At 35.7% G+C, this 17,517-nt stretch carries 15 protein-coding genes and 3 pseudogenes; 9 read left to right on the forward strand and 9 right to left on the reverse strand.

The genetic code is table 11. The features are described 5' to 3' along the window. The first annotated feature begins 16 nt into the window (after positions 1-16). From N7U66_RS14920 to N7U66_RS14935, 4 genes and pseudogenes are all read left to right on the forward strand, one after another. Positions 17-1,201: pseudogene (locus N7U66_RS14920) on the forward strand (response regulator). 27 nt (positions 1,202-1,228) lie between these two features. Continuing rightward, positions 1,229-1,726 carry a glycosyltransferase gene (locus tag N7U66_RS14925; protein ID WP_267675963.1) on the forward strand — a complete coding sequence of 166 codons (498 nt, stop codon included), beginning with the start codon at positions 1,229-1,231 and terminating at the stop codon, positions 1,724-1,726. An 11-nt stretch (positions 1,727-1,737) separates the two neighbouring features. Further along, entirely contained in the window at positions 1,738-2,745 is a 1,008-nt protein-coding gene (locus N7U66_RS14930; protein WP_267675964.1) for a type I phosphomannose isomerase catalytic subunit, read from the forward strand. Positions 2,746-2,809: 64 nt separating this feature from the next. Then, positions 2,810-3,388 (forward strand): PhnA domain-containing protein, encoded by a 579-nt coding sequence (locus N7U66_RS14935; RefSeq protein ID WP_267675965.1) that lies wholly within the window; start codon positions 2,810-2,812, stop codon positions 3,386-3,388. Positions 3,389-3,446: 58 nt separating this feature from the next. Here the strand turns inward: N7U66_RS14935 and N7U66_RS14940 are convergent, their stop codons facing one another. The 5 genes from N7U66_RS14940 to N7U66_RS14960 all read right to left on the reverse strand — a co-directional run bounded on the left by N7U66_RS14940 (position 3,447) and on the right by N7U66_RS14960 (position 7,292). Continuing rightward, positions 3,447-4,436: a hypothetical protein gene (locus tag N7U66_RS14940; protein WP_267675966.1), complete on the reverse strand. Its 990-nt coding sequence runs from the start codon at positions 4,434-4,436 to the stop codon at positions 3,447-3,449. A 53-nt stretch (positions 4,437-4,489) separates the two neighbouring features. Continuing rightward, a complete protein-coding gene (locus tag N7U66_RS14945) occupies positions 4,490-4,738 on the reverse strand; it encodes a hypothetical protein (protein WP_267675967.1) in 249 nt (82 codons plus the stop codon). A gap of 449 nt (positions 4,739-5,187) precedes the next feature. Continuing rightward, positions 5,188-5,574: a T9SS type A sorting domain-containing protein gene (locus N7U66_RS14950; RefSeq protein ID WP_267675968.1), complete on the reverse strand. Its 387-nt coding sequence runs from the start codon at positions 5,572-5,574 to the stop codon at positions 5,188-5,190. 19 nt (positions 5,575-5,593) lie between these two features. Beyond that, on the reverse strand, positions 5,594-6,352 hold the full coding sequence (locus N7U66_RS14955) for an alpha/beta hydrolase family esterase (protein ID WP_267675969.1): 759 nt from the start codon (positions 6,350-6,352) through the stop codon (positions 5,594-5,596). Positions 6,353-6,452: 100 nt separating this feature from the next. Next, positions 6,453-7,292, reverse strand: coding sequence for an AraC family transcriptional regulator (locus tag N7U66_RS14960; protein ID WP_267675970.1), 840 nt, complete (start codon positions 7,290-7,292; stop codon positions 6,453-6,455). A gap of 146 nt (positions 7,293-7,438) precedes the next feature. Here N7U66_RS14960 and N7U66_RS14965 point away from each other — a divergent pair, with 146 nt between their 5' ends. The 5 genes and pseudogenes from N7U66_RS14965 to N7U66_RS14985 all read left to right on the forward strand — a co-directional run bounded on the left by N7U66_RS14965 (position 7,439) and on the right by N7U66_RS14985 (position 12,334). Further along, positions 7,439-8,353: a dihydrodipicolinate synthase family protein gene (locus N7U66_RS14965; RefSeq protein ID WP_267675971.1), complete on the forward strand. Its 915-nt coding sequence runs from the start codon at positions 7,439-7,441 to the stop codon at positions 8,351-8,353. A gap of 45 nt (positions 8,354-8,398) precedes the next feature. After that, a pseudogene (locus tag N7U66_RS14970) lies at positions 8,399-9,985 on the forward strand (aldehyde dehydrogenase (NADP(+))). Further along, positions 9,982-10,989: pseudogene (locus tag N7U66_RS14975) on the forward strand (4-hydroxyproline epimerase). The pseudogenes N7U66_RS14970 and N7U66_RS14975 overlap by 4 nt, the downstream one beginning before the upstream one ends. Positions 10,990-11,030: 41 nt before the next feature. Beyond that, positions 11,031-12,134 (forward strand): NAD(P)/FAD-dependent oxidoreductase, encoded by a 1,104-nt coding sequence (locus N7U66_RS14980; protein ID WP_267675972.1) that lies wholly within the window; start codon positions 11,031-11,033, stop codon positions 12,132-12,134. Next, on the forward strand, positions 12,110-12,334 hold the full coding sequence (locus N7U66_RS14985; protein ID WP_267675973.1) for a hypothetical protein: 225 nt from the start codon (positions 12,110-12,112) through the stop codon (positions 12,332-12,334). Before N7U66_RS14980 ends, N7U66_RS14985 begins: the two co-directional genes overlap by 25 nt. Here N7U66_RS14985 and N7U66_RS14990 read toward each other — a convergent pair. From N7U66_RS14990 to N7U66_RS15005, 4 genes are all read right to left on the reverse strand, one after another. Next, on the reverse strand, positions 12,282-13,382 hold the full coding sequence (locus tag N7U66_RS14990; RefSeq protein WP_267675974.1) for a DUF4407 domain-containing protein: 1,101 nt from the start codon (positions 13,380-13,382) through the stop codon (positions 12,282-12,284). The two genes, N7U66_RS14985 and N7U66_RS14990, sit on opposite strands and share 53 nt — an antisense overlap. Before the next feature lie 122 nt (positions 13,383-13,504). Then, positions 13,505-16,039 carry a M56 family metallopeptidase gene (locus N7U66_RS14995; RefSeq protein WP_267675975.1) on the reverse strand — a complete coding sequence of 845 codons (2,535 nt, stop codon included), beginning with the start codon at positions 16,037-16,039 and terminating at the stop codon, positions 13,505-13,507. Positions 16,040-16,041: 2 nt separating this feature from the next. Continuing rightward, on the reverse strand, positions 16,042-16,407 hold the full coding sequence (locus N7U66_RS15000; RefSeq protein ID WP_267675976.1) for a BlaI/MecI/CopY family transcriptional regulator: 366 nt from the start codon (positions 16,405-16,407) through the stop codon (positions 16,042-16,044). 181 nt (positions 16,408-16,588) lie between these two features. Further along, entirely contained in the window at positions 16,589-17,452 is an 864-nt protein-coding gene (locus N7U66_RS15005; RefSeq protein ID WP_267675977.1) for a DMT family transporter, read from the reverse strand. Positions 17,453-17,517: the final 65 nt, after the last annotated feature.

A 17,517-nucleotide genomic window follows, 5' to 3' on the forward strand; every position in this document is an offset into this window, starting at 1 on the left:
GAAAAAACAATTTATTATGAAAGTTTTAGCAATCGATGATCAACAATTAGTTTTACTTCCTTTACAAAAAAGATTAATAGAATTGGGTTACGAAGTAAAAATTGAAACAGATGGAAAAAGTGGGATTGAATCGTATAATTCTTTCAATCCAGATTTAGTAATAGTAGATATTAATATGCGGAAGTTTCAGGTTTAGAGGTTATAAAACATATTAGAATATCTAAAAATTCTCAAACTCCTATTATGGTTTTGTCTCGGAAACACTAAAGATGAAACTATTACAGAAGGTTTTGAGTTAGGTATTAACGACTATATGAAAAAACCATTAAGTTTAAATGAGATTAGTGCCCGTGTAAAACGATTAATTGGTGCGGCTAAAATTGAAAACACAATTACAAAAAGTGATGTTATGATTCAAGAACGCTGTGTAGGCGTAGTGATTCCTTGTTATAACGAAGAAGCGCGTTTGTTAAGTGATGAATTTTTAAGCTATATAGATAAAAATTCGGGTTACCATTTATGTTTTGTAAACGATGGTAGTAAGGATAAAACATTAGAAGTTTTAAAGAATTTACAAAAAGGAAGAGAAGATTTTATTACAGTTTATGACTGTGAGAAAAACGGAGGGAAAGCAGAAGCTGTACGTTTAGGAATGTTGCATATGGCTAAAAAAAATGATCTAGATTATGTTGGATTTTTAGACGCTGATTTATCAACAGATTTAGCAGATTTCGATGACTTAGTAAAGACAATTGAAACATCTGATTTTAAAATTGTTAGTGGTTCAAGAATTTCTAGAATGGGAGCACATATCACTAAAGAATCTGCTCGTAAACTAATTAGCTTAACCATCAATTTTATCATCAGAAAGATTTTAAAAATGGATTTTAAAGACACACAATGTGGAGCAAAGATTTTCCATAAAGATGTAATTGAAATTGCTTTTGATAAAAAGTTTGTAACTCAATGGATTTTTGACGTTGAAATTTTTAAAAGAATGAGTATTTATTTTGGATTAAAAGAAGCAAAAGCGATGCTTTGTGAGCAACCTTTAAAAAGATGGATTCATGCAGATGGGTCAAAATTATCAATGAAAGATTCATTTAAAATAGTGATGCAATTAGGACAGATAGCCTGGGTTTATAGAACTAAAAAGTTAGACAGAAGTAAGGTGATTTCAACTGAAATGAAAGTGGCTTAATTACTAATATTTATAAAATCACATAAAATGAACATAGGCATCATCATAATATTTCATAACAATGAAGAGGATATTGATACTAAGGTTTTTGCTCAACAGCTTGATTATGCAAATAATATTGAATTCTGTTTAGTGAATAATGCGAGCAAAGACAATACTTACCAGCTTTTGAAAGAGATTAAAGACACGCGAATGACAAATGTTTCAATAATTGACATTAAAAAGTTTAAATCAGATGTCGCAGCAGTTCGGGCAGGAGCAAGATATCTGTCTAATCAATTCACTTTAAAAAGTATTGGTTATGTATCCACTAATTTGATAAATATTAAATGTAATGGTCTCAGTGGATTGATTAAATCTATTAGTGAAAACCGAAAGGAGATTATAGGGTGCAATATCGAAGCTTTAGAACGACAGGAAACTAAATTAACCTTGTTTAAAAGCTTGTTTTCAGTAATAGACTATTTAAAAAAAATTAAAGTGGAGAACCAGTTTTTAAACCTTCAGTATTTAAGTAAATTTTAAAACGTAATATCATGAAAGTATATCCAATAAAATTTAATCCGATATTAAAAGAAAAAATATGGGGAGGTAATAAACTTGCTACATTTTTAGGAAAAGACACAGATGGAGATAAAATAGGTGAAAGCTGGGAGATTTCTGATGTAAACGGAAACATTTCTGAAATTAGTAATGGCATTTATAAAGGCACTAATTTAAAAGAATTGATAGAAGAATATGAAGAAATGCTTTTAGGTACTGAAAATTTTAAAAATTTCGGTTATAGTTTCCCTTTATTAATCAAGTTTTTAGATGCGAAAACAGATTTATCTGTACAAGTACATCCAGATAATAAAATGGCTAAAAAGCACCATAATAGTTTTGGGAAAACTGAGATGTGGTATATTATGGATAGTGATGAGAATGCAGATATCGTTTTAGGATTAAAGGATAAAAAAACGAATATAAAAGTATTACAGAATATCAATGCACAAAATGTAGACGCTATCTTTAATAGGGAACAAGTAAAAAAAGGCGATAGTTTTTTTATTCCAGCAGGTAAAATACACGCCATTGGGGCAGGTGTTTTAGCTGCAGAAATACAACAAACATCAGATATTACTTACAGAGTTTATGATTGGGATAGAAAAGATGACAGTGGAGAGAAAAGAAAGTTGCATACAAAATTTGCAGAAAAAGCAACAAAGCAATTTGATTCGAACGGGAAGTTACAATATACTATGCAGCCAAATACGACTACTAATTTGGTTAACTGTGAGTATTTTACCACTAATATTTTAAACATCACAAAATATCTAGCAATAGACTATTCTAAATTAGACTCTTTTGTCATCTTTATATGTGTTGAAGGCGAAGTAAATGTTAGCACAGGTAATCATACTGAAAGTTTAAAAATAGGAGAAACGATATTGATTCCTGCAAAAGCTAAAGAGGTCATCTTTAATTCAAATAATGCTAAGTTGTTAGAAGTTTATGTAGATGTAGACAAGGGAGTTGTAAAAAGTATTCAGAAAGCATGTTAATCCTTGTTTTACTAGTAGATTATAATGCAATTACTATATTTGTGGTCATCAAAAAGTATTTAGCATGAGCTTATTACAAATGTTACAAGACAGAAGCAACTCATCCTGTGAGTTGTGCACGTCTACTACAGATATAAAACAATATAATATCCCACCCGCTTTAACAGAAACGGTTGACAATAGTCTATTGGTTTGTACAAACTGTTATGATCAAATTGAAGGCAATACAGAAATGGATCCCAATCATTGGAGATGTCTAAATGATAGTATGTGGAGTGAGCATGTTGCTGTACAAATTATGGCTTGGCGTATGCTACAAAGGCTACGTGGTGAGGGGTGGCCAAAAGATTTGTTAGATATGATGTATTTAGAAGATGAAGCCTTGGCTTTAGCAAGAGCTAGTGGAGAGCATAAAGAGGAATCTGAAAAAATAATACACAGAGATGTCAATGGTGTTATTTTAGAAAATGGAGATTCTGTGGTCTTAGTCAAGGATTTAAAAGTAAAAGGATCTAGTATGGTTGCCAAACAAGGGACGCCAGTTAGAAATATACGTTTAGATCGAGAAAACGCCACGTATATTGAAGGTAAAGTAGGGCCAACACAAATTGTAATTATTACAGAGTACGTTAAAAAATTATAAAGTAAGATGTTATTTAAAGAGATAGTTTAACAGCTTTCTTGTTAAACTATCTCTTATACTATTTATTTAACTTGGCAACCCCCACTATAGGTTTTTGGCTCGTTTTTAAAATGTTAGTTAAAAATCGCCCTTCACTTTCTACATATTTGTAAGATTGATCTTTTGGACTAAACCGTAAATACCTTGTTAATAAATACCCTTGATAGCAATAAGCAGATTTGCCCGCAGGAGCTTTAAAAGCTATTGTTTCAGATTGACTGTTGTTCCATTGCTCTGAAAAAGAGACTTCTAAATTAATGGATGCTTTGCCCTTTGCAAATACAACGCCAGCTTCAAATTCTGCTCCAACAGATATTTTTTGACCCATCGTAAATGTAAAACCACTGGTTATGGTCTTACTAAGTGATGTTTCTAAATCCGAATCTGTATTATCAATACTACCTACACTTTGTAAGTTTGGTGAATACATAATAAGAACATCGACATACTCATTTTTAGCAGTTAATGGTAAACCATATTTAAACACATCTTCATCTGGTGAAGGTAACTTTTCAAAAATTTTAACTTCCTTCTGTTTAGAAGGAATAGCTCCAAATAGATCATCGCCAAAGTGAGCTTTTATAAATTGAAGATCTCCTTCTAACACATTTAAATCATCATACAATACAGAGCGTGTACTTACAACTAATTTAGTATCATGTTTAGGTTTTTGCTTTTTTTCTTTATAATCTGTAATAGATAAACTCCAATCTATTCCTAGTACTCCAATAGCGTCTGCCTCTTCAGTAATTGGATTGTAATTTTCAATCAAGAAAACAACTCTACTATCCGACTCGTTATAGTCTTTTCCTTCTGGTCTGTCAAGAGGTGCAATGGCATTGCTCAATATAGAATTTAAGGAGGTTTTATCAAGCCCTTTTATTAATGATGCAGACGCTTCTATTCCTACTTGAACAAACATTTCTTTTATAGCATCTACTGTTTCATATTTATCTTCTTTTGTTCTTTCCTCGCTAGTATGACCATTAAAACCTCCTCTATTACTCATAAGGTAATTAAAATTTCTTGGAAATATAACAGTAGAAAGCTTTGTAGAATATCCTAATGCTGAAGCTTCGGCTTCCAGTCACCCTTGGAAGCTTCTTCTAATCCAAGATAAATAGCCTCTGAGTCTAAATATACCGATTTGTAATATGGGCTTCCATCGTTACTCGCTTTGGGTTTTGTAATACCAAAACTTTGATTTATTCCGTCCGGAAATTGAGGCTCTACCTCTTCTTTGAACTTTTGAAGGCGTTTGGGGTCCGTGTAGGCACAATCTAAACCTATTTGATTTAATTGCTTTTGCAATGCCTCTACAGAAAGAGGTGTTGGAGTGTCTTTTTTTAGACTAATTCTTAGTTTTTTTTTGGAATAGACATAATTTCATTGTTTTAAAAATTAATAAATTTTTGCAACTATTCAATTTTTTTAATTGGTTGATCAGACTAATTATTGAATGTTAACTTTAATCTTTTGCGCTATGTGAAGTTACGCTTAATTATCTGATAATGAAATATATGCGATGGTAATCGAGGGTATATACCTATACGATTCAGTATAAATACGTCCTTAAATTTAACGTTTTATCACGTTAGCGCATTATTTGTAATTCAATAAAGTTTAGATATTGGGGGTTAAAGAATTGTAATCTGTTTATTATAAGATATTTTTTGTTCTAGTAAAGTCTTCTTGATTTTTCTCAAAAATTTTAAGCTCTAAAGACTTTTGCTTTACTGTGTAAGTGTCAAGAACAAACATTAGTTTGTTTTTAAAATTTTATAAGTCGTATTTTCCACGATTAAAAAATACAACCCTTCAGAAAGATAAGAGATGTCAATCTTTTGATTGGTTGAGCTAATCATGCCTTGATTAAGTAGTTTTCCTTGTAATGAAACTATTTTATAATCTAAATGCTTTGAATAATTCTCATGACTTATTGCTATTTCTGAAGCCGCTGGGTTAGGATGAATCGTGATTTTAGACAGTCCAAACGATTCCATTGACAATGTTGTTATTTCACCATTAATATCATACCGTGAAAAGAAATTCCAAATTTCCTCGGAGGCATTAATGTCTTGATTGGCTGAACCATAACTAGTGCCTGGCCAAGTATGCCCACCCCCTATAACTTTGAAATGTTCCACTTTAACATTATTATCACCATTAGAATAAATAAGGTGTTCTACAGTGGAGCCATCTGTTGAGTTGGTATCTCGGAATACTCGTTACGGTAGGCGTTGTATCCGTATTATTATAATTTGACCAATAGCTCAAAACATCGGGTATCGCAGTAGCAAAATTACTTCCATTATAATTCACAGTGCCATCCGATGTCCCATGAATTTCTAAAACTGGAGTGGGATGCAAAGGATTACAGCTGCCAGTTGTGCCCAAAGTCATCGATCCAGTAACGGAAGCGATAGCTGCAATGCGGTCACTTAACTCACAAGCGAGTTTGTAACTCATAAACCCACCGTTAGACATGCCTGTACTATAAATACGGTCTTGATTTATAGTGTATTGCGTTGAAAGGTCATCGAGCAAGGCATTAATAAAACCAATGTCGTCTACAGTGCTTGTTCCCCAGCCCACATTAAAATGCGTATTTCCAGCAGTATCTACCGTTCCTTGTGGAACCACAATTAAAAATCCATCTTCATCTGCCAGTGGTCTAAAGTCACCGTAATTTATTTGTTCTATAGCATTAGAAGTATAGCCATGGAAATTTAGTACCAAAGGTGCGGGAGTTGATGCGTTATAAGCTTGAGGAACGTAAAGAATGTAAGTTCTCTGTATGCCATCGTGCATTAAAGTACCATCAATGGTCTGTTGTGCATTTATATTTTGTGAAAATAAAAGGATAAAAAGGAGCAATAGGTAAGGGGCAATTAATACTGTTGAGGGTGTTTGTTTTTGGATCATTAATGAGTACCTTAAATTTTCATCTAAAATAAGACTTATTTTTTAAAAGTATTGATTGCCATGTCATCGAGAGACTTAATGGCGTAATACGTTGCTATAATTATTGTTTTCTATACTCCGAAGGACTAACTGATTTTATTGCTTTAAACTGGCGGTTAAAATTTGATAAATTATTAAATCCAACTGTACTGGCTACTTCGGCTATTGTTAACTCCTTGGAAGCACAGAGTAACTTGCATGCATGTTCCACCCGAAGTTCATTTAAAAAACGGAAATATGTTTTGTTGGTTCTTCTTTTAAAGTATTTGCAAAAGGCATTTTTACTCATGTTAGCGACATCTGATATTTGGTCTAACGTAATCTCATTATCAAAATGAGACATGGTATATTCAAAAACAGCGCTTAGACGCTTACCTTCTCTTTCTGTATATTTTTTATCATAAATAAACGAGGAGAGACTTTTGTAATTTGCTTTAGAGGCTGTTTTTAGGACCTCTAAAGAAATAATAAATTGAGACAATTTTGAAGCTCCTTTTAACTGTGAAAAAGACGTTTGTATTGTGTTTTGTTGACTCGTAATTTTAAACCCATGCTTAGAGCGTTTAAAAAACGACTTCAATTCATGAAACATTTCTAATTCGAAAAAATCTTTCCCAAAAGTGTTTTTCGTAAAGAACAAACTCAGCATGTGTGAGTGATTATTGGCCTGCGGGTCACTCTTAAAGACATGAGGTAAATAGCTTCCAATAATTAAGATATCACCAGGCTTATATTCATTTATGGTGTCCCCAACAATTAGTGTGCCTTCACCTTCAACAATAACACTGAGTTGTAGGTCTTCATGTTGGTGAAGTTTATCATAAAAAACAACACCATAATCTTCTTGGAAGACTAAAGCATTCTGTTCGGGTTTTGGTATTTTAAAGGGAAAAACTTTCATAATCTCATTTTAAAATTACGCAAATACTACTCATAATCTATTTATTATAGTTGGTATTGGATAATATAATATTACACTAAGATAAAAAAGCATTATTTATAATACACGCGCTACTGTACATTTACTTTATTAAAAAATGAAAAATTATGAATTTAGAATGGAAAGGAGTCATGCCTGCACTTACAACAAAGTTTACAGCAGACGATACTTTAGATGTAGACCTTTTTAAAGTCAATGTACAGGCGCAATTAGATGCTGGAGTACATGGTCTTGTTTTAGGGGGCACTTTGGGAGAAGCGAGTACGTTATCAGAGCATGAAAAACGGATCTTAACGACAGAAACAGTTGCTATGGTAAAAGGGAGCGTACCCGTGTTAATAAACATTGCTGAGCAAACGACAAAAGCTGCTATCTTAGCGGCACAACAAGCAGAAGAAGATGGTGCACAAGGGTTAATGCTTTTGCCGCCCATGCGCTATAAATCATGTGATAGAGAAACTGTAGCCTATTTTAAAGCAGTGGCTAGCAATACGACCTTGCCCATTATGATTTATAATAACCCTATAGATTATAAGATTGAAGTGACTTTAGAGATGTTTGAGGCATTATTGGTTTGCAATAATATACAAGCGGTAAAAGAATCCACTCGAGATATTACTAATGTGACCCGAATAAAAAATCGTTTTGGAGATCGGTTAAAAGTTATGACAGGTGTCGATACCATTGCCTTAGAGAGTCTTATTATGGGAGCAGAGGGCTGGATTGCTGGTTTGGTTTGTGCATTTCCGGCAGAAACAGTAGCTATTTATGAGTTGCAAAAAGTCGGACGTATAAAAGAAGCCATACATATCTTTAGATGGTTTTTACCATTGTTAGAGTTAGATATAAACCCTAAATTAGTACAGAACATCAAATTGGCCGAAGTCTATACTCAATTGGGATCAGAACAGGTTCGTGCACCACGTTTACCCTTGTATGGTGAAGAACGAACAGCGGTCATAAAAGTAATAGAACAGGCACTAAAGGTAAGACCGAAATTGCCGGAGTACAAGAATTTATAAATGAATATAATAGCTGCGGGCTTTTACAGACCATAAACATGTCATATGATAACAGGTAAAAATTATATCGGAAATGCGCTTTCAGCAAAAGGAAAGACGCTTTATAAAACATTCAATCCGCAATTGAATATTGAAAACGACGATGCATTCTTTGAGGCGACAGCAGAAGAAATAAATAGTGCTGTAGACTTGGCGACTGAGGCTTTTAAAACCTACAGAAGTTTTTCGGGTGAAAAGAAAGCCACATTCTTAAATGCGATTGCAGATGAGATTTTAGAATTAGGAGAGACACTTATTCAAACCTATTGCAAAGAGTCTCGGTCTACCCGAAGGGCGAGCCCATGGAGAACGAGGCCGTACTATTGGGCAATTACGCAGTTTTGCAGCACTCCTATTAGAAGGCTCTTGGGTGGAAGCCACGATTGATGCGGCGCAACCAAACCGCGAGCCTCAGCCAAAACCGGATATACGAAAATTACTCATACCACTGGGGCCAGTTGTGGTTTTTGGAGCCAGTAACTTCCCATTAGCATTCTCAACAGCGGGAGGTGATACTGCTGCAGCGTTAGCTTACGGGTGTCCAGTAATTGTAAAATCGCACCCCATGCATTCCGGAACAGGAGAATTAGTGGCTTCGGCGATTGTAAAAGCAGCTCAAAAAACGGGCATGCCTAGTGGTGTGTTTTCTAATTTGAATAGCCGTGGTGTAGCCGTTGGCACCCAATTAGTAAAACATCCAAGTGTAAAGGCCGTGGGTTTTACGGGAAGTATAAAAGGAGGACGTGCCTTGTACGATTTAGCAGCGCAACGGGAGGAACCCATTCCTGTTTTTGCAGAAATGGGAAGTGTAAATCCCGTCTTGATTTTACCGGAAGGCCTAAAAAATAGAGGAGAACAGCTCGCTGCAGTTTACGCTGGCTCGATTACTTTAGGCACTGGACAGTTTTGTACAAATCCAGGATTGTTATTGGGAATTAAATCTGAAGCTCTCACAAACTTCATTGCAAAACTTTCAGAGGCCATTGTAAAGATAGAACCAACCTGCATGTTACACCCCAATATCGCGGAAGCTTACGAGAGCAAAAAGCAAAACGCACTAGTGCAAAGCGGAATCGCGGTGGGTGCCGATTATACTGCTAAGGTACAGTCGAACTACGCTAAGCAAACCATTACCACTGTCGAAGGGAGCGCCTTTTTAGTAAACCCAACGCTACATCAAGAGATTTTTGGTCCCTACGCCATAGTGGTGCAATGTGAAGATGCGAAACAACTGGAACACATTATCTCAAAATTGGAAGGGCAATTAACGGCGACTGTTATTTCAGATAATGAAGAGGTTTCGAAATATTCGGAAGTCATTTCGACCCTGCAAAATAGAGTCGGTCGTTTGATTTTCAATGGTGTGCCAACCGGGGTTGAAGTTTGTGCCGCTATGAATCATGGTGGGCCTTATCCGGCTTCTACAGACAGTCGTTTCACTGCCATTGGTACGCATTCCATAAAACGCTGGGTGCGGCCTTTTAGCTATCAGGATTGGCCCAATAATTTATTGCGGATGCTCTTAAAAATGAAAATCCTCTAGATATTTTAAGATCAGTAGATAATAAGCAAACCAAAGCTAAAATAGAATGAAACACACTTTTGTCTGCATAGATGCACATACCTGCGGCAATCCGGTAAGATTAATAAAAGAAGGTGGCCCCGAATTGGTGGGAAATACCATGAGTGAAAAGCGGCAACACTTTTTGAAGGCATTCGATTGGGTGCGTACAGGGTTAATGTATGAACCTCGAGGCCATGATATGATGAGTGGGAGTATACTGTATGCGCCACATCATCCAGAAAATGACTGCGCTATATTATTTATTGAAACCTCAGGCTGTTTGCCTATGTGTGGCCATGGAACTATTGGTAGCATTACGATTGGGATAGAAGAAGGTTTAATACAACCTAAAACACCAGGGAAGGTTAAACTAGAAGCCCCAGCAGGTTTGATTGAAATTGAATACCAACAAACAGGACATAAAGTAGATTGGGTAAAATTAACTAATGTTAAAAGCTATTTGGCAGCAGAAGATTTAACCGTAGAGTGTCCCCAATTGGGAAGTCTAACGTTTGATGTTGCCTATGGGGGAAATTACTACGCTATAGTAGATCCACAACCTAATTTTTCTCGGAATACAAAATTTTTCGGCAGGACAAATTGTTCACTTCTCACAAGTGATTAGAGCACGAATTAACGAGAAGTATCCGAAGTTTTCATTCATCCTGAAGATAAAACCATTCGAGATGTAACACATGTGTTGTGGACGGGTAAGCCTATAGATCCAACGTCTTCCGGAAGGAATGCCGTGTTTTATGGTGAGAAAGCCATAGACAGAAGTCCGTGTGGGACAGGAACCTCGGCCCGTTTGGCACAATTATTCGCTAAAGGTAAATTGAAGGTGGGGGAAGACTTCATTCATGAAAGTTTTATTGGGAGTAAATTTACTGGACGGGTGGAAGCGGTCACAACAATGAACGGTAGCCCAGCGATTATACCGAGCATAAAAGGTTGGGCGAAAATTTACGGGTATAATACCATAACGATTGATTCAGAAGATGATCCTTATGCTTTTGGTTTTCAAGTGAATTAATGTATCATTTTCATCTTTTATAAGGCGCAAAAAAAAACAAAATGGCAAAACAGGTAATTATCATTGGGGGTGGCATTATAGGGTTGTGTTCAGCCTATTATCTTCAAAAAGCAGGACACAAGGTAACTATTGTTGATCAGTCTAACCTAGATGCGGGTGCTTCTTACGTAAACGCTGGTTATTTATCACCAAGTCATCTTATGCCACTTTCTGCTCCCGGAGTCATGAAAAAAGGATTAAAGTGGATGTTCAATTCTACAAGTCCGTTATACATAAAGCCACGTTTAAATATTGATTTTTTAAAATGGACCTTAGCTTTTAATAAATCGTGTAATGCTAATCATGTGCGTAAAGCGATTCCAGCTATTAAAAGTATGACACTTCTAAGTCAAAAATTATATGATGATATAAAGCAAAACGAAAATTTCACCTTTCATTTGGAGAAGAAAGGTTTGCTTATGTTATGCCAAACCGATAAAATGTTAGAGGAGGAAATTAAAACGGCAAATATAGCAAAGCGTGAAGGTTTAGAGGCTTCTGAAATTAGTTTATCCGAATTAAAACAATTAGAGCCAAATATAGCCCTAAACGTAAAAGGGGCGACCTATTATAAGTGTGATTCCCATTCTACGCCACAAGAGTTTATGAGTGAAATGAAAGCGCATTTAAAAGCCATTGGGGTCTTGTTTTTAAGTAATGAACACGTTGAAGATTTAGAGTTCAATGACGGACTGCTTTCTTCAATAAAAACCAATAGGCAAGTGCTTAAATCTGACGAATTTGTTTTAGCAGCAGGATCATGGACCGCATTGTTAAGCAAAAAAATAGGACTAAAATTATTACTACAAGCAGGAAAAGGATATTGCATAAATGTGGAACGAAAAACAGGCATTACCATTCCCGCCATTTTAGCAGAAGCTAAAGTTGCCATAACACCAATGAACGGTTTTACACGTTTTGCTGGGACAATGGAAATAGCTGGTATTAATCAAGACATCAATGCCGCAAGAGTAGAAGCCATTGCTAATGCGACACATAATTACTATCCGAGAAATAGAACTAACAGCAAAAGAAAAGGCCAATGCAACTTCACGGATTGCGTCCAGTCTCACCAGATGGAATGCCTTATATTGGAAAATCTTTAAAATGCAAGAACCTTACCATTGCAACCGGTCATGCCATGATGGGGTGGAGTATGGCAACTGCAACAGGGCTTTTAGTTTCTGAAATTATTTCAGATAAAAAAACAAGTTTAGATATCAAAGCCTTTCACCCGAGACAGAACCTTTTAATTAGAATAATTTTTGCTGTCCTTTATAAAAAGCATCCGCTTGTAATTGCATGAGTTCACGAGCTTTTTTACGTTTGTATTCGTATAACTCCTCTTCTTCGGCAAGATCTGTATAAACTCTATCATTGATAGCGAAATCGGCTTTAATGGCTAATTTCCGTTCCTGCACTTTTTGCTCTACTAAACTTTTTATGGCCGTTTCCTGATCTTCTAATTTAAAATCATATTCACCCTTAGGGGATAATAGTTTGGCAAAAATAGGAGAGGTTTCAATAGCTAAGAATAATAGGAAAATAAAGAATGAGGGTAGCCAGGGTAATGTTCCTAAAGCAGTAACTCTAGCCATTAACCCATCAAAGCCATCAATAATAGGCTGTGTTGTGGTGACTTGTGCATCATAATTTGCCTTAAGTTGTGCTAGCGCTGTTTCAGTAGTTGCTATTTTTGCGGCGTTAGCTTCTTTTAGCGCTTGTAGTTCGGCTAAAGCGGCATCGTGCTTATCACGCTTTTCTTTGTAAACGGGCCCTTTTCCTAATCGTTTGGTGCCCGCTGTACCTTCGGCCTCTTGAATATAGGTGCCGTAAAGCGCATTTACTTCGGCTTCTTTGGTAGTGACTTCATTTTGTAAAGCCATAATATCCTGTTTAAGGGCTTCTGTTTTAGGCGTAAATTGAAGCGCAATTTGATCCTGATTAGCCAGTGTTAACTCGTTTTTTTGTTCCAGTAAAACCTGATTGATTTCTTTTTCAAAAATCTTTAGTTCTAAGGGCTTTGAAATCACCACAGCAATTATAAGCGCTAATAGTAATCTCGGTGTGGCCTGTATAATTTCGTCTACAAAATGGTCTCTTTTTTTTATGGTGGACACAATAAAGCGGTCTAAATTAAAAATGAGTAAGCCCCAAACAAATCCAAAACCAATGGAAGCAAAGAGATTGTCAAACACAGTATAGAGCGCATAACTAGAAGCAATAAAAGCCATTAAGGCGGTAAAAAACACCGTAGCGCCAATGCCTGCATATTTATTTTGTTCGCCTATGGCGCTATTTTTTAAGATATCGGTATCTGCACCAGAGCAAATAATGAAGAATTGTTTTAGCATAATTAGAATAGATTTGATTGATGATGTGACTATTAGAACGCTAGAGGGTAAGGTTTGTTACATTATTTAACAAAAAAATGCCTCTATGTTGAGGCTTTTTTTTAAACTAAGGTGGACTATTCTTAGTCTACCAAGCTTCCATTAACCGTCTTCATTCCTTTTTTAGATAAATGAACTGTAGATTTCCCATTGATAGTACTCATGGAGACATTGAGTTTAGGGTGGTCTTTTATTAATGCAATGGCTTTTTCTTCAGAGATTTTTTCTCCTTCGTAAAAGAAGGCGCTTCCGTTTGCTTCCATGCCAACAAATTGCTCTGCTAATGGCTTACGATTTTGTTGCATCATTTGATGTCTTTCTTCTAGAGCTAATTTTCTTTGTTCTAATGCTTGTTTATGAGTTTTCATAAGTCTAGTCTGTTCTGCCCTAGCTTTTTTAAGATGTATCATGGCTAATCGCTGCGCTTCTAAGGCCTCTTTCCGGGCTTTTTTATGTCTGCTTTTATTTTCTTTCATCGCCTTTTCATGAGCTACCATTGCTAGTTTTTGAGATTCTATAGCCTTAGCTTGATGGTCATGAATAGCAGCTTGACCATTTATTACTGTGATTGGTTTTGTAGATAGGTGTACAGTAGATGTGCCATTATTTGTTTGCGTTGAAATATTTATGTTACTATTCGACTTCACGAGCTTTAAGGCCTCTTTAGATGAGATCGGGTCGTTATTATAGAAAAAATCAGCGTTTTTTGCAGCCATATTTTCAATGTGTTTCTTTGTAGAAATAGGTTGAGGTGGTGCTGGTGGCGGCGGAATATTAGAAGCTTTTCCTTTTATTACTTTTGGTGCTGGAGGAGGTGGTGGTGGTAAAATAGTTCCGTTGTTGTCAGTTACAAACCCATCTTTATTATAATAGGTCTTTTCACCATTATGAACCGTAAAATAATGAGACTCACCATTCTTAAGCATTTCATACCCGGACTCTACGCCCTTTGGGGTCTTTTTTATAATCTCATTTAATGTTAATTTCTTTCCTTTTTTATATTGGGGTGTTTTTGTTGGTGGTGGCGGTGGCGGTGGCAAATTAGAGTTAGCCTTGGCTTTCATGGCCTTATATTCGTTAATAGGTGCTGGTGGCGGTGGGGGCGGTGGTAGTGTTGATTTGTCTCCTGGTTTTACAATTGGCGAATTCGAGTAGTTAGGATTATTTTTATCGACTAATTTCATCGTAATTGGCGATAGCATGCTGTTGTTCTCTGTTGTGATATCTAATAATTGAATAACAGTGCCTAGAGCGACGCCTTGTAAAATGGTCTTGGCCGCAGTGTTTAATGCATGACCTTTAACAGACACTGGTGATTTACCGGGGTATTGAAAAGTAAAAGAGATAATCTTTTCTCCTGTTGTAGTGGATAGTCTTAACGCTTCTATTCCCTTTTTAGAAAGATTCAATTCGCACTGGTCGCAAACAACGCCGTTAATAGTTAAAAGCAGCTCTTGGGATGCGCTATTGGAATATTCAGTTTTGTTTTCGATATATGCTTGTTCTGAAAGTTTAATTTTTAATAAATAATCTTTAGATATTATAGTCATTATGTTTTTTAAGAGACTAAAATCAACAGCACCTTTAGCTTCTATTTTCAGATCAGATTTTTTGCCTTGAGTAATGGTTTTGAAATCGTCATGTAAACGACTTAAAGTTGTTTGATTACCATTTAATATTAAATGCAATGGGTTCTGCTGAAGTTCTAGAGTAGGAATGCTATAATTAACTTCCGGCAAAACATGCTTTTCTACTTCTTTTGTACTGCTGAAACTAAAGAGTAATCCACCCAATAGTGGCAGCAATAATAAACTTCTAAGCCATATGGCTTTTCTTGAGGTTTTTGTTTTCATAATTGTAAATCGTTTTTTGATTAATGAATAATTTATAGCATTTGCCAATTCCGGTTCTGTGGCATGTGATGAGAATGCCAATAGCATGTTTTGGTAAGTTGATGAGTCTGTACCTTGTTTTAAAACCGCTTCGTCTGCTAAAAACTCGTGGTTTAGTTTAATGTCTTTTTTAATATAATACAGTAGTGGATTAAACCAAAAGAGTACTTGTAATAATTCTATAAACAGCACATCTAAACTGTGCTTTTGTTTGGCGTGTGTTGCCTCATGTAATAATACTTCCTGCGGAATGGCATTGGTTTTAAACTTTATTTTATTTAAAAAGATGTAACTGAAAAATGTATGCGGCGAGACCAAATCTTGTAATAGAACAGTAATAAAATTCCCGTGATTTTGCTTTTCGTTTTTGTTGATTTTTGAAAATATTCTGAAGAGATTAATTCCGAATTTTATTCCGAATAATAAAGCACCCAAACCGTATAGACTCCATAGTAGGGTTGGTAAATAGTTAATTGGTGCTTCAACAGGTGCATCGACTGGCTCAAGGTTTAGGGCAAGAGAATTGTCTACTTGAAAATAGCTAAAAGCAATTGTTGGTTCTACATATTTTATAAAGGTGATAAATGGAATCGCAAAGGAAACGACTAATGCCGCTAATAAATAATAACGTTTAAAGTGATGCATCTTTTCGCGTTCTAGCAATAGCTTATAAAACACTATAAAAATAGCGAGACAAGCAGTCGATTTTAAAAGGATCAATAGCATAATTACTTATTTTTAATTTCGTTAGCAATAATGGCTTGTAAATCTTCCAATTCTGCTTTGGTTAAATTGGTTTCTTTAGTGAAAAAAGAAGCAAATTGTGAGCTACTGTCATTAAAAAAGTTTTTTATGAGCCCGTTAACGTGCTTCGAGAAATAGTCTTTCTTTTTAACCAAAGGGAAATATTCGCGTGAATTACCGTATTTTTTATGGTCTATAAAACCTTTGTCAGCCATACGTTTTAAAAGGGTAGCTACAGTTGTATTTGCTGGCTTAGGCTCGGATAGGCGTCGAGCAGGTCTTTCATAAAGGCGCGATCTAGTTTCCGAGAGGTGACTCATTAATTCTTCTTCAGTTTTCGATAATTTCATAGTCTACATTATGAGAGCGTTCTCTACAAATGTAGAATAAATATTTTGTTCTACAAACATAGAGCTACTTTTTTTTAAATTTTTTAATCTAAGTTAATCAGCAAGGTTGTTAAAGCGTTGTGGGTCTTGCGCTCATAACGTTGGTTTTATGATTTAAATGAGGGAGCAGAAAGGTCTCGTGCTATTTCAGTTGTCTTGAGCGTAAACTCTCAATAACCACTGTGGAAAGGATTAATAACCCGCCAAAAAAGGTGTTCCAGGTGGGGATTTCATTCAAAAATAAAAAGGCAATGATGATACCAAAAATGGGTTGCGTACTTCCTATAATACTTGCAGTACTCACTTTAAAATGTTTTAAACTTTGAACAAAAAGCGTATGCCCAATAGCCGTAGTTACTAGTGCTAAGAGAATAATATAGGGGAATTGTGTTGTAATGTTCGATGTTTCAAAAAGAAATAACACAGGAACCAAAACAATACTCATAATTACCAATTGATAAAACATTAAACTGCTGCCATGATATCTTGAAACGTATTGTTTGAGTATTAAAATACGTAGGGCATAACACAAGGCAGAAAATAAACCAAATAGTATGCCTCTTACGGCGTCACTCTCAAAATTTAATTCGGGAGAGAGGATGTAAATCCCTAAAAGTACCATCGCCCCTAAAATAAGGTGCATGTAATCTAGCTTAGTTCTTAAAAAAAAGGGTTCTAATAATGCGGTCATAATTGGAAACGTGAACAATGATAGCATACCAATAGCGACGCTTGAGAGTTGCAGCGCATAAAAATAGGTGATCCAATGCGATGCCATAAACAGGGCGCTTAGTATAAATGCACCCAAGTCTTTTTTAGATTCTATCCTTAGATTTATGTTTTTGAATTTACAAAAAAGGAGCAAAAGCACCATCGCCAAAGCACTACGCCACCAAATGGTTACTGGTGCGGGCATGTCTATATACCTACCTAAAGCGCCGGAGGTACTTATTAAAAGTGTCGCAAACGTCAATTCTAAAACATGCTTAAGGTGTTGGTTTTTCATTTAATCCTGGTTTGCGATAGCGGTTGTAGCGGCATCCTTTTTTGCAACGCTCTGTGTTGTTAAAC

Source organism: Lacinutrix neustonica, from assembly GCF_026625145.1.
In the GTDB taxonomy this organism is placed as follows: Bacteria; Bacteroidota; Bacteroidia; order Flavobacteriales; family Flavobacteriaceae; genus Lacinutrix; species Lacinutrix neustonica.

Bases quoted from the DNA above. Each gene is read 5' to 3' on its own strand.
- N7U66_RS14925 (WP_267675963.1), top strand. From the start codon at position 1,229: ATGAACATAGGCATCATCATAATATTTCATAACAATGAAGAGGATATT.
- N7U66_RS14930 (WP_267675964.1), top strand. From the start codon at position 1,738: ATGAAAGTATATCCAATAAAATTTAATCCGATATTAAAAGAAAAAATA.
- N7U66_RS14935 (WP_267675965.1), top strand. From the start codon at position 2,810: ATGAGCTTATTACAAATGTTACAAGACAGAAGCAACTCATCCTGTGAG.
- N7U66_RS14940 (WP_267675966.1), bottom strand. From the start codon at position 4,436: ATGAGTAATAGAGGAGGTTTTAATGGTCATACTAGCGAGGAAAGAACA.
- N7U66_RS14955 (WP_267675969.1), bottom strand. From the start codon at position 6,352: ATGATCCAAAAACAAACACCCTCAACAGTATTAATTGCCCCTTACCTA.
- N7U66_RS14960 (WP_267675970.1), bottom strand. From the start codon at position 7,292: ATGAAAGTTTTTCCCTTTAAAATACCAAAACCCGAACAGAATGCTTTA.
- N7U66_RS14965 (WP_267675971.1), top strand. From the start codon at position 7,439: ATGAATTTAGAATGGAAAGGAGTCATGCCTGCACTTACAACAAAGTTT.
- N7U66_RS14980 (WP_267675972.1), top strand. From the start codon at position 11,031: ATGGCAAAACAGGTAATTATCATTGGGGGTGGCATTATAGGGTTGTGT.
- N7U66_RS14985 (WP_267675973.1), top strand. From the start codon at position 12,110: ATGCCTTATATTGGAAAATCTTTAAAATGCAAGAACCTTACCATTGCA.
- N7U66_RS14990 (WP_267675974.1), bottom strand. From the start codon at position 13,382: ATGCTAAAACAATTCTTCATTATTTGCTCTGGTGCAGATACCGATATC.
- N7U66_RS14995 (WP_267675975.1), bottom strand. From the start codon at position 16,039: ATGCTATTGATCCTTTTAAAATCGACTGCTTGTCTCGCTATTTTTATA.
- N7U66_RS15000 (WP_267675976.1), bottom strand. From the start codon at position 16,407: ATGAAATTATCGAAAACTGAAGAAGAATTAATGAGTCACCTCTCGGAA.
- N7U66_RS15005 (WP_267675977.1), bottom strand. From the start codon at position 17,452: ATGAAAAACCAACACCTTAAGCATGTTTTAGAATTGACGTTTGCGACA.